17 protein-coding genes and 1 pseudogene are annotated in these 13,440 nt (G+C 71.4%); 14 read left to right on the top strand and 4 right to left on the bottom strand.

Features of this window, described 5'->3' with window-relative positions:
- The first annotated feature begins 5 nt into the window (after nt 1-5).
- From DI272_RS29700 to DI272_RS29660, 9 genes are all read left to right on the top strand, one after another.
- Entirely contained in the window at nt 6-212 is a 207-nt protein-coding gene (locus tag DI272_RS29700; protein ID WP_109501105.1) for a hypothetical protein, read from the top strand.
- 2 nt (nt 213-214) lie between these two features.
- Nucleotides 215-406, top strand: coding sequence for a hypothetical protein (locus DI272_RS29695; protein ID WP_109501104.1), 192 nt, complete (start codon nt 215-217; stop codon nt 404-406).
- Between the two features lie 71 nt (nt 407-477).
- Entirely contained in the window at nt 478-1,122 is a 645-nt protein-coding gene (locus tag DI272_RS29690) for a DUF2637 domain-containing protein (RefSeq protein ID WP_109498278.1), read from the top strand.
- A 20-nt stretch (nt 1,123-1,142) separates the two neighbouring features.
- Nucleotides 1,143-1,328 (top strand): mobile element transfer protein, encoded by a 186-nt coding sequence (locus DI272_RS29685; RefSeq protein ID WP_109498277.1) that lies wholly within the window; start codon nt 1,143-1,145, stop codon nt 1,326-1,328.
- A gap of 18 nt (nt 1,329-1,346) precedes the next feature.
- A complete protein-coding gene (locus DI272_RS29680; protein ID WP_109498276.1) occupies nt 1,347-1,652 on the top strand; it encodes a hypothetical protein in 306 nt (101 codons plus the stop codon).
- A 95-nt stretch (nt 1,653-1,747) separates the two neighbouring features.
- Entirely contained in the window at nt 1,748-1,930 is a 183-nt protein-coding gene (locus DI272_RS29675) for a hypothetical protein (protein ID WP_109498275.1), read from the top strand.
- A 4-nt stretch (nt 1,931-1,934) separates the two neighbouring features.
- On the top strand, nt 1,935-3,359 hold the full coding sequence (gene repSA, locus DI272_RS29670) for a replication initiator protein RepSA (protein ID WP_109498274.1): 1,425 nt from the start codon (nt 1,935-1,937) through the stop codon (nt 3,357-3,359).
- Nucleotides 3,356-3,544 carry a helix-turn-helix domain-containing protein gene (locus DI272_RS29665; RefSeq protein WP_109498273.1) on the top strand — a complete coding sequence of 63 codons (189 nt, stop codon included), beginning with the start codon at nt 3,356-3,358 and terminating at the stop codon, nt 3,542-3,544. The genes repSA and DI272_RS29665 overlap by 4 nt, the downstream gene beginning before the upstream one ends.
- Nucleotides 3,544-4,752 carry a site-specific integrase gene (locus tag DI272_RS29660; protein WP_109498272.1) on the top strand — a complete coding sequence of 403 codons (1,209 nt, stop codon included), beginning with the start codon at nt 3,544-3,546 and terminating at the stop codon, nt 4,750-4,752. Before DI272_RS29665 ends, DI272_RS29660 begins: the two co-directional genes overlap by 1 nt.
- A gap of 191 nt (nt 4,753-4,943) precedes the next feature.
- On the opposite strand, the gene DI272_RS44660 is transcribed toward DI272_RS29660, so the two are convergent.
- Both DI272_RS44660 and mtnA read right to left on the bottom strand, forming a co-directional pair.
- Entirely contained in the window at nt 4,944-5,114 is a 171-nt protein-coding gene (locus DI272_RS44660) for a hypothetical protein (RefSeq protein ID WP_181387351.1), read from the bottom strand.
- A gap of 201 nt (nt 5,115-5,315) precedes the next feature.
- The gene (mtnA, locus tag DI272_RS29650; protein ID WP_109498270.1) at nt 5,316-6,458 is read right to left on the bottom strand and encodes an S-methyl-5-thioribose-1-phosphate isomerase; all 1,143 of its coding nucleotides are present in this window, start codon (nt 6,456-6,458) and stop codon (nt 5,316-5,318) included.
- A gap of 140 nt (nt 6,459-6,598) precedes the next feature.
- On the opposite strand from mtnA, the gene DI272_RS29645 reads away from it, so the two are divergent.
- The 5 genes from DI272_RS29645 to DI272_RS29625 are packed head-to-tail and all read left to right on the top strand — an operon-like array spanning nt 6,599 to nt 12,182.
- Entirely contained in the window at nt 6,599-7,930 is a 1,332-nt protein-coding gene (locus tag DI272_RS29645; RefSeq protein ID WP_109498269.1) for a hypothetical protein, read from the top strand.
- Nucleotides 7,931-7,934: 4 nt separating this feature from the next.
- Nucleotides 7,935-8,696 carry a DUF4129 domain-containing protein gene (locus DI272_RS29640; protein WP_109498268.1) on the top strand — a complete coding sequence of 254 codons (762 nt, stop codon included), beginning with the start codon at nt 7,935-7,937 and terminating at the stop codon, nt 8,694-8,696.
- The gene (locus DI272_RS29635; protein ID WP_109498267.1) at nt 8,693-9,883 is read left to right on the top strand and encodes a DUF4350 domain-containing protein; all 1,191 of its coding nucleotides are present in this window, start codon (nt 8,693-8,695) and stop codon (nt 9,881-9,883) included. The genes DI272_RS29640 and DI272_RS29635 overlap by 4 nt, the downstream gene beginning before the upstream one ends.
- The gene (locus DI272_RS29630) at nt 9,883-10,872 is read left to right on the top strand and encodes an AAA family ATPase (protein ID WP_375138122.1); all 990 of its coding nucleotides are present in this window, start codon (nt 9,883-9,885) and stop codon (nt 10,870-10,872) included. The genes DI272_RS29635 and DI272_RS29630 overlap by 1 nt, the downstream gene beginning before the upstream one ends.
- Nucleotides 10,872-12,182, top strand: a complete 1,311-nt coding sequence (locus DI272_RS29625) for a DUF58 domain-containing protein (protein WP_109498265.1) — start codon at nt 10,872-10,874, stop codon at nt 12,180-12,182. The genes DI272_RS29630 and DI272_RS29625 overlap by 1 nt, the downstream gene beginning before the upstream one ends.
- Before the next feature lie 59 nt (nt 12,183-12,241).
- Here the strand turns inward: DI272_RS29625 and DI272_RS29620 are convergent.
- A pseudogene (locus DI272_RS29620) lies at nt 12,242-12,589 on the bottom strand (ATP-binding cassette domain-containing protein); the annotation flags it as partial.
- Nucleotides 12,582-13,440 (bottom strand): ABC transporter ATP-binding protein (locus tag DI272_RS29615; RefSeq protein ID WP_109498264.1); only part of this gene is annotated, 859 nt, incomplete at its 5' end. The pseudogene DI272_RS29620 and the gene DI272_RS29615, both read right to left, overlap by 8 nt.

Genomic DNA, 13,440 nt, shown 5'->3' with positions numbered 1-13,440 from the left:
CCGCGATGTGCGCGCACTGCGACGACTTCGCCCGCACCCTCGGGCTGCTCCTCGACCTGGCCGCGTACTCCCAGACCGCCGGGGCAGACAACGCCTTCGTTGCCGCCATCGGCCCGTCTCTGGCCGCGTCGTTGCCCGAGCCGCCGCCGGGCCTGTTCCCGCCCGGCTACGACCCCGCCGATGGCCCCCAGTACCCCGGTGAGGGGTGGTGACGGTGGCGACCGCGAAGAAGGCGACCGCCCGCCGGAAGCCCGCCGCCCCGGAGCCCGCCAAGTGCCCGGTGTGCAAGGGCAGCGGTGAGGTCTCCCGCACCGTCCGCGTCGGCCGCAGGCAGCGGGTCGCCGGGCAGCAGACCGGCATCTGCCTGAACTGCCTGGGCTCCGGCGAGATCCCCGCCGACGACTGAACCGCCGGGGCCGGGCGGCCGGACACCGCTCCCCGCCCGGCCCGGCCCAACTCCCTGAAGGAGGTGAGGACATGACCCGCAAGCTCCGTCTGGACGCTGTCCTGGTTCAGGCTGTGATTGCCGGTGCGCTGTCCTTCGCCCACCTGCACGACCTTGCCGCCGCGGCCGGACAGACCGGATGGAAGGCGTGGGCCTACCCCGTCTCGGTTGATCTGCTTCTGGTCGCCGCCTGGCGACGGCTCCGCAACGGTGGCAGGTCCCGGCTGGCCTGGTGCTGGTTCCTGATCGCCCTGGTCGCCTCGCTCGGCGCCAACGTCGCCACCGCAGGCTTCCTCGACCTGGCGCATCCGCCCGCCTGGTTGCGATTCGGCGTCGCCGGGTGGCCCGCGCTGGCCTTCCTCGGCGGCACCCTGCTCGCCCACTCGCCGACTGCGGCCGGGGACCGGGTGCCGGTTGTGCCGGCGCCCGCAGCCCCGGCCCCCGAACCCGAGGTTGACCGTGAGCCGGTCCCCGATCCTGTCACCGCGGCCGAGCCCGCGCCCGCACTGCCTGAAGCGCCCTCCCCGGTCGTGCCTCCGGCCCTGGTCGACCACGCCCGGAAGGTCGCCGCCGACCACCGCACCCGCACCGGCACGGACATCGACACCGCCACCCTGCGCGCCCGCCTCGGCATCCCGGAAGACCTCGCCGGAGCGATCGCCGCCCAACTCGCCTGATCGACAAGGAGGTTCCACCCATGCGCCCCAACCGCTTCTACGACGTGATCCGCATCGGCCCCGTCCGCGTCGGCACCTTCCATAACGGACGCGGTCAGACCAAGCACACCGCAGCCTGCACGGCACCCAAGTGCGGGTTCTCCACCGAACACGGTGACCGCTCGGCCGCCGAACTCGCCGCCCGCACCCACCGCTGCACCGCCTGACCCGGAAGGAGAGGACTCGTGCGTCTGCCCGACGAACAGCTCCGCGCCGGACACATCCCCGCCGACCTGTACCGCCAGCTCCCGCCGGGCACCGACGTACGCCAGATCGTCATCGTGCAACAGGCCCCGCGCTCCTACACCGGCCCGATTGTGCTGACGCTCCTGGTCATCACCGGCTCGATCGCGGTGCTGCTGGTCATCGCGTTCGTCGCGCAGATCGTCGCCGCGTCGATCGTCTCGGTCCTGTCGGCCACCTGCGGGATCAGCTACTCGATCAACCGCACGTCCAAGCGCAAGAAGGCACCACCCACGCTCGGCAAGTAATGCCCGTCCGGGGCGGCCTCGGTCGCCAAACTTCCGCCGCCCCGGACGGCTTCCCACCTTCCTGATCCAACGGACCCGAAAGGGAGAGCCTCATCATGCCTGCCCACGCCACGACACGCCCGGTCTGCCGTAACTGCGACGGCTTCCCGGTCGTCGCCATCACCACCGGCGACCGCCACGCCGACGGCTCCCGCGTCCTGCTCCGCGTCGTCTGCCACGCCTGCAAGGGCATCGGCCACGCCGCGGCCCCTGCCGGTCTCGTCCGGGCCGGGAGGTGACCAGGTGACTGACACCGCCACTCTGGCGGGCCTGGATGCGGCCACCCTCGCCGACGTGCTGAAGGTGGCCGCGTCCGACGGCTTCGACCGCTGGCAAGAACAGATCCGCCGCACCGGCGGCTGCTCCGACCCGATCCGCCTCATGGGCGGAACCAAGACCATCGACCCGGCCACGAAGACCGTGCTCCACGCGTACACGACCGAGCACGAGCCGGGCAGCATGCTCCGCATCGCGTGCGGCAACCGCCGAGCTTCCCGTTGCCCGGCCTGCGCCTGGACCTACGCCGGAGACACCTACCACCTCATCCGCGCCGGACTCGTCGGCGACCCCGCCAAGGGCACCCCGCCCACCGTCCGCAACCACCCGCGGGTGTTCGCCACCCTCACCGCCCCGAGCTTCGGCCCGGTCCACAACCGGCCCGGCCAACGGCCCTGCCGCTGCGGCCTCCGCCACGGCGAGGACGCCCCCGAACTCGGCACCCCCCTCGACCCCCAGACGTACGACTACGCGGGCGCGGTGCTGTGGAACAACCACGCCTCCGACCTGTGGCGCTACTTCACGATCTACCTCCGCCGCGAGATTGCTCGACGCGCCGGGCTCACGCAGAAGGCCGCTCGGGAACAGTCGAGGGTCGCCTTCGGCAAGGTCGCCGAGTACCAGAAACGCGGGGCCGTGCACTTCCACGCCGTGATCCGCTTCGACGGCGCGGACGGGCCCGACTCCCCGCCCCCACCCTGGGCAACCCTCGGCCTCCTCACCGACGCGATCCACGCCGCCGCGGCCCGCGTCATGGTTGACGTGCCCCCGGCCCGGTATCAGCCGAACCCCAAGCAACCGGCGATCACGCAACCGGCCCGGACGTTGCGGTGGGGCACACAGATCGACGTGCAGCCGATCGGCGCCTTCGGGCACGGCGAAGAGATCACGGAAGCGGCCGTTGCCTCCTACGTCGCCAAGTACGCCACCAAAGCCGCGGAGACGACCGGCACCGTCGACCGCCGCATCGGCAACAAAGAGGCCCTCGTACTGCTCGACGTGCCCGACCATCCCGCCCGGTTGATCGCGGCTTGCCTCGACCTGCACGCGCTCTACCCGGACCGCAAGCTCCGAGACTGGGCCCACATGCTCGGCTTCCGCGGCCACTTCTCCACCAAGTCCCGCCGCTACTCCACCACCCTCGGCGCCCTCCGCCAGGTCCGCGCCGACTACCGCGCCGCACAGCAACGCGCCGCCCTCGGCCTACCCGACCCCGACGACACCCCGGAGGCAACCACGCTCACCCTCGCCCACTGGACCTACGCCGGACATGGCCACACCCCCGGCGAATCCTGGCTTGCCGCCAACATCCGCCGGGACATCGAGCACAACCGCGAGATTGCCCGCGAGGAACTACCCGCTCTCCTCGACCAGGAAGGAGCCGCCGCATGACAACTGCTCATGTGGAGCTGCTGACCGTGGCTGAGGTCATGGCGCGGCTGAAGTACGGCCGGAGCAAGGTCTACGACTTGATCCGCTCGAAGCGGCTCGCTTCCTTCACGGAGGGGCGGTGCCGCCGGATTCCCGAGAGCGCGCTTGAGGAGTACATCCGCGCCCGGCTTGAGGAGGCTGCCTGATGCCTCCCCGCAAGCGGAACCCCAACGGGTCGGGCACGGTCACGAAGCGCTCTGACGGTCGCTATCAGGCTGCCGTGTACGTCCCGCAGCCGGACGGCACCACGAAGCGGAAGTACGCATACGGCGCGACCTTCGAGGAGTGCGACCGGAAGCGCCGGGAGCTGATCGACCGTGCCAAGGGAGGCATCCCGACGCCTACGCGGGACATGACGCTTGGTCAGTGGTTCGACTACTGGCTTGAGGTGATCGTGAAGCCCAACCTCGCCGGGAACAGCTACCGGGCGTACGAGACGGCAGTTCGGCATCACCTCCGCCCGCGTCTGGGCTCCAAGGTCATGCTGAAGCTCGGCGTCAAGGAGCTGCGAGGGGCCATGCAGACGCTCGCACAGGACCAAGGGGTCAAGACAGCCAAGCGCGCTCTCCGGGTCCTCTCCGCGGCGCTCACGGCCGCGATGGTCGAGGACATCGGGCTGACTCGCAACGTGGCCAAGCTCGTGCACGTTCGCGCGGCCACGGACAGCGGCAAGAGCTGGGACGCGGTGACGGTGCTCCGCTTCCTGTCGGCGGCTCGGCGCCTGACCGTGTACTACCCGGTGTTCCTGCTGATCTGTCTCCTGGGCCTGCGCCGGGCTGAGGTGTGCGGGCTGCGCTGGGACAACATCGACTTCGACAACCGGATCATCTGGATCGAGCAGCAGCGTCAGCGCAGTAGCGCGGGCACGATTGACGACGCCGAACTCAAGACCGACACGTCCAAGGCGCCCTTGCCGCTACCAGCCCAGTGCATCGCTCCCCTGCGCTGGACGCGCATGCGCACAGCCATGCTGCGGGAGCGTGCGGCGAGCAACGGGCGCCCCTGGTTCGAGGACCCCGAGGTGCACGTGTTCGTGACCCGGACCGGCCGACCGCTCACACCGGCTCAGCTCTACCTGGATCTCCAAAGGATCATCCGGCTGGAAGGGCTCGGCAAGATGAACCCCAAGGGGCTTCGCAAGTCGTGCGGCACGCTCCTGGTCCACCTCCGGGTGCACCCCAGGATCGTGAAGGCGGTGCTGCGGCACAGCCGGATTTCGACGACCCTGGACATCTACGCTGAGGCTCTGGACCCCGACGTGATCGAAGCCGTGGGACAGCTCGATCGGCTGCTTCGGCAACCGGCGCGCATCCGCGAACTGGAGGCTTCGGCGGGCCTGGAAACCGCCGCTTGATGTAGAGCTTGGATGTCACGGCCCCTCGCCCGGCTCATCGCCGCAGGTAGAGGGGCCGTTTCCGTTGATCAGGCTGGGAGCATCCCATTCTCATAACGGCGACGAAGGCAGTGGTGAGGTACGTCACCGGCCAGTGACCTTAGTCGTACCGGGCGGTCACTGTCTGCCCACGCTGCAAGGAGACCGCACGGCTACGCGCCGAGAGCCTCCACGAGAAACAGGAACACCCCTGCACCGAGGACGGCGAGCACGACCAGCCCCACCACCAGCAGCGAGCAGCACGAGGCCAGTGCCACCATGCCCCAGGTCCGCCGCACAGCCCGCCGGTACTCGCTGTCGTCGTCCCAGTCCCGCTCCGTCACGCGCCTCCCCCTCGGCATGAAAAGCCGCCCCGCCGACCCCACCCGCGCCGCGGCCGGCACCTTGATCATCGCAGCCTGCGACCAGGCACGGCGGGCGATCCGACCGGGGTGAGGCCCAGCCACCCGCTCAAGCCCCAGCCCCGCCACACAACCGTCAGCACCGCCCACAGGCCCGGACCCCGGCCCCGGACCCCGGCCCGCTCAGCCGATCGTCAGCTGCCGCGACCTCGCGCACACCTCCGCCAACGCCTCCGCCGTCACGGGCGACACCGTGCCCTCCTCCGTGACGATCGCGGTCACCAGCTCGGGCGGCGTCACATCGAACGCCGGGTTGTACGCCTGCGTCCCCAACGGCGCCACCGGCACCCCGCCACCCGCCCCGGTCACCGGCGCCTGCGGCACCGCGACCTCGGTGACCTCGAACCCGGCCCGCTGCTCCACCTCGATGGACGCCCCGTCCGGCGTGTCCGGATCGACCGTCGTCACCGGCGCCACCACGATGAACGGCACATGGTGGTACCGCGCCAGCACCGCCAGCGGATAGCTCCCCACCTTGTTCGCCACTGACCCGTCCGCAGCGATCCGGTCCGCCCCGATCAACACCGCGTCCACCTCCCCCGCCGCGAACAGCGAGCCCGCCGCGTTGTCGGTGAGCAGCGTGTACGCCATTCCGGTGCGCGCCGCCTCGTACGCCGTCAGCCGGGCGCCCTGCAGCAACGGCCGTGTCTCGTCCACCCACAGCCGCCTGAGCCGCCCGGCCCGGTGCGCGGCGAGCGCCACCGCGAACGCCGTCCCCTCACCACCGGAGACCAGCGAGCCGGTGTTGCAGTGCGTGAGAATCCGGTGCCCGCCTCCGGGCAGCAGCTCGTCCAGCAGCGCCAGCCCACGCTCCGCCATCCGCGCACTGGCCTCGGCGTCCTCCCGGTGCAGCAGCCGCGCCGCGGCCAGCGCGGCCGCCGCGGCCTCCCCGGCGTCACCGCTCTTGGCGAGCTCGGCCCGGTACGCGGACTGTGCCCGGCGCACACCGACCGCCAGGTTCACCGCGGTCGGCCGGGCGCTAGCCAGCGCGATCGCGGCCTCGTCCACGTCGAAGCCACGCGCGGCGGCGAGCGCGACCCCGTACGCGCCCGCGATCCCGAGCAGCGGCGCCCCGCGCACGGCGAGCGACCGGATCGCCTCCACGAGCGCCGACGCATCCGTACAGACCAGTTCGACCTCCTCCGCGGGCAGCCTCGTCTGGTCCAGCAGGACGAGCACAGGCCCCTCGGGTGGCTCGTCCCAGCGGATCGCCGGTATCTCGGTCGGCCGGTTGTCCTCGCCGGATTGCGCGTACTGATCAGCCATGCGGTCAGTCTGCCCCGTATCCGGCAGACAATTGAAGGTGTGCAGCCGATACCGCGGCCGGTCCCCCCGTGACCACCCCATGGCACGATGGCTCCCAACCTGCCGCCGCGACCGCGGACGGGCACCGTGAAGGAGCGACGATGAAAGACACTCCGGGCTGGGCCTCGCCCGGATCTGCCCCGTCCGACGGGCAGGAGCCCGGTGCGTCCGGCCCCGCCGAGCCCGCCGACCGCCCCGACCCCTCGCAGCAGCCGGGCCAGGACCCGCAGGGCTCGAAGTGGTCCAAGGAGCAGCCGCCCCCCGCGCAGTGGTCCGCCCCGACCGGACCACCGGCCCCAGGCCAGACCCCGCCGCCCCCACCGCCCGGCCCGGGCTGGGGCAACCACCCCCCGTCCGGCCCCAACGGCCCGGGCGGATACGGCGGTTACAGGGGCTACGGCGGGCCCGGCGGCGGCTGGGGCAGCGGCTGGGGCGGTCCGCCGCCCGCGGCCAAGCCCGGTGTGATCCCGCTCCGCCCGCTCGGCGTCGGCGAGATCCTCGACGGCGCGGTCTCCACCATGCGCACCTACTGGCGCACGGTCCTGGGCATCTCGCTGACCGTCGCGGTCGTCACGCAGATCGTCGTCATCCTCCTTGAGGGCCTGGTCTTCAACGACACCAGCACCGAGGCGCTCGAAGACCCCAGCGCCACCCTCGACGAACTCACCCGCGCCATGGGCGACGCCATGCTCAGCTCCGGTGTCGTCTTCCTGATCTCGCTGATCGGCACCATCGCCGCGACCGCCCTGCTCACGACCGTCACCAGCCGCGCGGTCCTCGGCAAGTCGGTGACCACCGGCGAGGCCTGGCGCGATGCCCGCCCGCAGGTGGCCAGACTGTTCGGCCTGATCTTCCTGCTGGTGCTCATCGCCTTCGGCGTCGTGACGGCCGGCACCCTGCCCGGCATCCTCGTGGCCATCGCGGGATCGGGCGACGGGGGAGCCGCCCTCGCCGTCCTCGGCGGCCTCGGCGCCGGCGTCGTCGCCCTGTGGCTGATGGTCCGCTTCTCGCTCGCCTCGCCGGCACTGATGCTGGAGAAGCAGGGCATCGTCAAGTCGCTGAGCCGGTCCGCGAAGCTGGTCCGCGGCTCCTGGTGGCGCGTCTTCGGCATCCAGCTGCTCGCCACGATCATCGCCAACGTCGTCGCGTCGATCGTCGTCATCCCCTTCGCCTTCCTCGCCGCCGCCCTCAGCGGCGACGGCTTCACCGGCTTCCTCAACAGCGGCGGCGACCTCGGCTGGACGTTCCTCGTCGTCAGCGGGGTCGGCTCGGTGATCGGCGCCATGATCACCTTCCCGATCACGGCCGGCGTCACCGTGCTCCTCTACATCGACCAGCGCATCCGCCGCGAGGCCCTCGACCTCGAACTGGCCCGCGCGGCCGGCCTCCAGGACTACGGCTCCGGCACGCCCGGCACCACCGCCGGAGGCTGATGCGGTGAGCCTGACGGGGGGAGTTCTCACCTCGGTACCGCTGCTCCCGCACGCGGTGCTGCGCGCCGGCGACACCACACTGCGGTCACTGCCGCGCTCCGGCGACGAGCCGCCGGTGACCATCCCGCGTGATCCCGCGCGGGAGGCGGCTCGACGCGAGCTGTCCAAGCGCATGTACCACGAGAACGACCCCGGCTGGTTCCAGCGCGCCCTCAACGCCTTCTGGAAGTGGGTCGACGAGCTCTTCAGCACAGCCGCGACCGCCACCCCCGGAGGAACGCTCGGCCTGATCGTCATCGTCCTGGCCGTGCTGGCAGTCCTGGGCGCCCTCTGGTGGCGCCTGGGCACTCCACGCCGCGAACCCACCTCCTCCGCCGCCCTGTTCGACGACCGCCCCCGCAGCGCCGCCGAACACCGCGCGGCCGCCGAGGCGCACGCCGCCCAGGGCCACTGGAACCAAGCCGTCCAGGAACGCATGCGGGCCATCGTCCGCGCCCTGGAGGAACGCGCCCTCCTCGACATCCGCCCCGGCCGCACCGCCGACGAGGCCGCCGCGGAAGCGGGCCGCGCCCTGCCGTCCCACACCGACCGACTGCACGCCGCCGCACGGGACTTCGACGACGTCACATACGGCGGCCGCAGGGCGAGCGAGCAGTCGTACCGACGCCTCACCGAACTCGACCGCGACCTCGAACGCGCCAAGCCCCAGCTCACGAGCAGCACCCCCAGCGCGGCCCACAACACCCGCCAGGGAGCCACCGGATGACCACCGAGGCCACGCTCCCGCCCACCTCGGTCACGCCCACCGCACGCCAGGTGTGGACCCGTACACGAGGCATCGCACTCGCCGCCGTCCTGCTCGTGGCCGCAGCCGTCACGATCGCCGTGATCCGCTCCGACGCCCGACACGGCACCCTCGACCCGCGCTCCGTCGACGGCCTCGGCAGCCGCGCCGTCGCCGAACTCCTTGCCGAGCGAGGGGTGTCCACGCGCGTGGTCACCACGTTGGACGAGGCGCGTGCCGCGGCCGGCCCGGACACCACCCTCCTGGTCGCGGTCCCCGACCTGCTCACACACCGTCAACAGACCCGGCTGCACTCGGCGACCGCCGCCTCCGGCGGCCGAACCGTACTCGTCGCCCCCGGCAGCTGGTCCGTCGGCCGACTCGCCCCCGACGTGACCGCCGACCCCGTCACCAGCATCGACTCGACCCTCGCGCCGGACTGCGCCCTGCCCGCCGCCCAGCGCGCCGGCGCCGCCGACACCGGCGGCATCCGCTACAGCACCATTCACCTCGAAGCCGACGCCTGCTACCCCAGCGAGCGCCTGGCCACCTTGCTGCGCATCCCGGCGACCGGCGACGGCGACACCGTCGTCCTCGGCGCGCCCGACATCCTCTACAACGACCGTCTCGACGAGCAGGGCAACGCCTCCCTCGCCCTCCAACTCCTCGGCTCCCGCCCCCATCTGGTCTGGTACCTCCCCTCGCTCTCCGACACGTCGGCCACCGGCGACGACGAACGCAGCTTCTTCGACCTGCTCCCCCCGGGCTGGAAATGGGGCACCCTGCAGCTCTTCGTCGCCGCAGCCCTGGCCGCCCTCTGGCGGGCACGCCGACTGGGCCCCCTCGTGCCCGAAAAACTCCCCGTGGCGATCCGCGCCTCCGAGACCGTCGAAGGCCGCGCCCGCCTCTACCGCAAGGCCAACGCCCGCGAACGCGCGGCCACCGCTCTTCGCTCCACCACCCGCACCCGCCTCGCCCCCCTCGTAGGCGTCCCCGTCACCCAGGCACACGCGCCCGAAGCCCTGCTCCCCGCCCTGTCCGCCCACCTCCGCGGCGACGGCCAGTCCCTGCACACCCTGCTCTTCGGCCCGCCGCCCAGCGACGACGCCGCCCTCGTCCTGCTCGCCGACCAACTCGACGCCCTCGAAAGAGAGGTACGCCGTCCATGATGGCCCCGACCACTGACAACGCCGGGTACCCCGGGGACCCGAGCGCCGCCCGGGCCTCCCTGGAAGCCCTGCGCGCCGAGATCGCCAAAGCCGTGGTCGGCCAGGACCCCGCCGTGACCGGCCTCGTCGTCGCCCTCCTCTGCCGCGGACACGTACTACTGGAAGGAGTTCCCGGAGTCGCCAAAACGTTGCTCGTCCGCGCCCTCGCATCCGCACTCGAACTCGACACCAAGCGCGTCCAGTTCACTCCCGACCTCATGCCGAGCGACGTGACGGGCTCCCTCGTCTACGACACCCGCACCGCCGAGTTCTCCTTCCAGCCCGGCCCGGTCTTCACCAACCTCCTCCTCGCGGACGAAATCAACCGCACCCCTCCCAAGACCCAGTCGTCCCTGCTCGAAGCCATGGAGGAACGCCAGGTGACGGTCGACGGCACCCCCCGCCCGCTCCCCGACCCGTTCCTGGTCGCCGCGACGCAGAACCCCGTCGAGTACGAGGGCACGTACCCCCTCCCCGAAGCCCAGCTGGACCGCTTCCTCCTCAAACTCACCATCCCCCTCCCCTCCCGCCAGGACGAGATCGACGTCCTCACCCGCCACGCCGAAGGCTTCAACCCCCGTGACCTGCAAGCGGCCGGCGTACGCCCGGTAGCGGGCCCGGCGGAACTGGAAGCAGCACGCGCAGCAGTCGCCAAGACGACGATCTCCCCGGAGATCACGGCCTACGTGGTCGACATCTGCCGAGCCACCCGGGAGTCCCCGTCCCTCACCCTCGGCGTGTCCCCCCGCGGCGCCACCGCCCTCCTCGCGACCTCACGCGCGTGGGCCTGGCTCACCGGCCGCGACTACGTCATCCCCGACGACGTGAAGGCCCTCGCCCTCCCCACCCTCCGCCACCGCGTACAACTGCGCCCGGAGGCCGAGATGGAGGGCGTGACCGCCGACTCCGTCATCCACGCGATCCTCGCCCACGTCCCCGTCCCGCGCTGATGGCACTCACCGGACGCACCGCACTCCTCGCGGCCCTGGGCTCGCTCCCCGTCGGCATCTGGGACCCCGGCTGGACGGGCCTCCTCGCCGTGAACGGCCCCCTGGCACTGGCCTGCGCCTGCGACTTCGCCCTCGCGGCACCCGTACGACGCCTAGGCCTGACCCGCTCCGGCGACACCTCCGTCCGCCAGGGCGAAACGGCCGACGTGACCCTCACGGTCAGCAACCCCTCAGGCCGCCCCCTCCGCGCCCACCTGCGCGACGCCTGGCCCCCCAGCAGCTGGCTCGCCGGCACGGAGGTGGAGGCCTCCCGCCACCGCCTCACCGTCCCCCCGGGCGAACGCCGCCGCGTCATTACCCGGCTGCGCCCCACCCGCCGAGGCGACCGCCAGGCGGACCGCGTGACGATCCGCTCCTACGGCCCCCTCGGCCTCTTCTCCCGCCAGGGCACCCACAAAGTCCCCTGGACGGTACGCGTCCTGCCCCCCTTCACCAGCCGCAAGCACCTCCCGTCCAAGCTCGCCCGCCTCCGCGAACTCGACGGCCGCACCAGCGTGCTCACCCGAGGCGAGGGCACGGAGTTCGACAGCCTGCGCGAGTACGTCCCCGGCGACGACACCCGCTCCATCGACTGGCGCGCCACAGCCCGGCAGTCCGCGGTCGCCGTACGCACCTGGCGTCCCGAACGCGACCGCCACATCCTCCTGGTCCTCGACACCGGCCGCACCTCGGCAGGCCGCGTGGGCGACGCCCCACGCTTCGACGCCTCCATGGACGCGGCCCTGCTCCTGGCAGCACTCGCCTCCCGCGCCGGCGACCGCGTCGACCTCCTGGCCTACGACCGTCGCGTACGCGCCCTGGTCCAGGGCCGCGCCGCGAACGACGTCCTCCCGTCGCTGGTCAACGCGATGGCCGCACTGGAACCGGAACTGGTCGAGACAGACGCACGCGGTCTTACGGCAACCACCCTCAGGACGGCCCCCCGCCGCTCCCTGATCGTGCTGCTGACCACCCTCGACGCCGCCCCGGTCGAACAGGGCCTGCTCCCCGTACTCTCCCAACTCACTCAGCGCCACACGGTCCTCCTGGCATCGGTGGCCGACCCCCACGTCTCCCGCATGGCGGGATCACGCGGAAACACCGACGCGGTCTACGAAGCCGCAGCCGCCGCCCAGGCACAGAGCGAACGCCATCGCACCGCGGAACAACTCCGCAGGCACGGGGTCACTGTCGTCGACGCGACACCTGACGATCTGGCACCGACACTGGCGGACGCCTACCTCGCGCTCAAAACAGCGGGTCGCCTGTAACCCAACCAACTCTCTACTCAGGTTGAATCGGTGATGTCCGGGCTGTGGTGACGGGTCGTGATCCCTGCGGTACGACGTCTGGGGTTGAGGCTGGTGTAGGGGTCCTGGAACACCATCTGGATGTTGCGGCGCACGGATTTGAGGGCGCGGCCGGACAGTTTGGTGGTGTCCTCGCCCTTGTACTTGATCGAACCGGCCGTGGGCTGTTCGAGGTTGACCAGCATCTTGGCGACGGTGGACTTGCCGCAGCCGGACTCCCCCACGATCCCAAGGGTTTCGCCCTTGTTGAGGGTGAAGTCGACGCCGTCGACCGCCTTGACCGCGCCGACCTGCTTCTTGAACAGGATGCCCTGGGTGAGCGGGTAGTGCTTGACCAGTCCGGTCACTTCAATGATCGGCTCAGCCATTGAGGCACTCCCTCCAGAAGTGACAGGCGCTGGTGCGGTCGGCCGACACCTCGTACAGCGGGGGTTCGTCCGTCCTGCACACGTCCTGGGCCATCGGGCAGCGGGGGTTGAAGGCGCACCCGGGAGGGATGTTCATCAGGTTCGGGGGCAGTCCCTGGATCGCGTACAGCTCCTGGCCCTTCTGGTCCAGGCGGGGGATGGAGTCCAGCAGGCCGCGCGTGTAAGGATGCGCCGGGGCCTTGTAGATGTCGTGGACGGGGGCCTGTTCGACGATGCGGCCCGCGTACATGACCGCGATGCGGTCGGCGACGTCGGCGACCACGCCGAGGTCGTGGGTGATGAGGATCAGGCCCATGTTGTACTCGCGCTGCAACTCCGCGAGCAGGTCCATGACCTGGGCCTGGACGGTGACGTCGAGGGCGGTGGTCGGTTCGTCGGCGATGATCAGGGCCGGTTCCAGGGCCAGCGCCATCGCGATCATGATGCGCTGGCGCATGCCGCCGGAGAACTGGTGCGGGTACTGCTTGACGCGTTCCTTCGCCGCCGGGATGCGCACCCGGTCCATCAGCTCGACCGCCTTGGCCCGCGCGTCCTTCTTCGACATGCCCCGGTGGACCACGAACATCTCACCGAGCTGATCGCCCACGCTCAGCACGGGATTGAGGGACGACAGCGCGTCCTGGAAGATCATCGCCATCTCGGCGCCGCGGACCTTCCGCCGTTCCTCCTCCTTCAGCTTCAGCAGGTCCTTGCCCTGGAAGAGGATCTCGCCGCCCGCGATCCGCCCCGGCGGCATGTCGAGGATGCCCATGATCGCCTGCGCGGTGACGGACTTGCCGGACCCGGACTCC

The sequence above is a fragment of the Streptomyces sp. Act143 genome (assembly GCF_003143935.1).
Classification (GTDB): domain Bacteria; phylum Actinomycetota; class Actinomycetes; order Streptomycetales; family Streptomycetaceae; genus Streptomyces.
This window is presented reverse-complemented; position numbering and strand designations above follow the sequence as displayed.

Bases quoted from the DNA above. Each gene is read 5' to 3' on its own strand.
- mtnA (WP_109498270.1), bottom strand. From the start codon at position 6,458: ATGGCTGATCAGTACGCGCAATCCGGCGAGGACAACCGGCCGACCGAG.
- DI272_RS29690 (WP_109498278.1), top strand. From the start codon at position 478: ATGACCCGCAAGCTCCGTCTGGACGCTGTCCTGGTTCAGGCTGTGATT.
- DI272_RS29660 (WP_109498272.1), top strand. From the start codon at position 3,544: ATGCCTCCCCGCAAGCGGAACCCCAACGGGTCGGGCACGGTCACGAAG.
- DI272_RS29665 (WP_109498273.1), top strand. From the start codon at position 3,356: ATGACAACTGCTCATGTGGAGCTGCTGACCGTGGCTGAGGTCATGGCG.
- DI272_RS29635 (WP_109498267.1), top strand. From the start codon at position 8,693: ATGACCACCGAGGCCACGCTCCCGCCCACCTCGGTCACGCCCACCGCA.
- DI272_RS29630 (WP_375138122.1), top strand. From the start codon at position 9,883: ATGGCCCCGACCACTGACAACGCCGGGTACCCCGGGGACCCGAGCGCC.
- DI272_RS29700 (WP_109501105.1), top strand. From the start codon at position 6: ATGTGCGCGCACTGCGACGACTTCGCCCGCACCCTCGGGCTGCTCCTC.
- DI272_RS29625 (WP_109498265.1), top strand. From the start codon at position 10,872: ATGGCACTCACCGGACGCACCGCACTCCTCGCGGCCCTGGGCTCGCTC.
- DI272_RS29645 (WP_109498269.1), top strand. From the start codon at position 6,599: ATGAAAGACACTCCGGGCTGGGCCTCGCCCGGATCTGCCCCGTCCGAC.
- DI272_RS29685 (WP_109498277.1), top strand. From the start codon at position 1,143: ATGCGCCCCAACCGCTTCTACGACGTGATCCGCATCGGCCCCGTCCGC.
- DI272_RS29675 (WP_109498275.1), top strand. From the start codon at position 1,748: ATGCCTGCCCACGCCACGACACGCCCGGTCTGCCGTAACTGCGACGGC.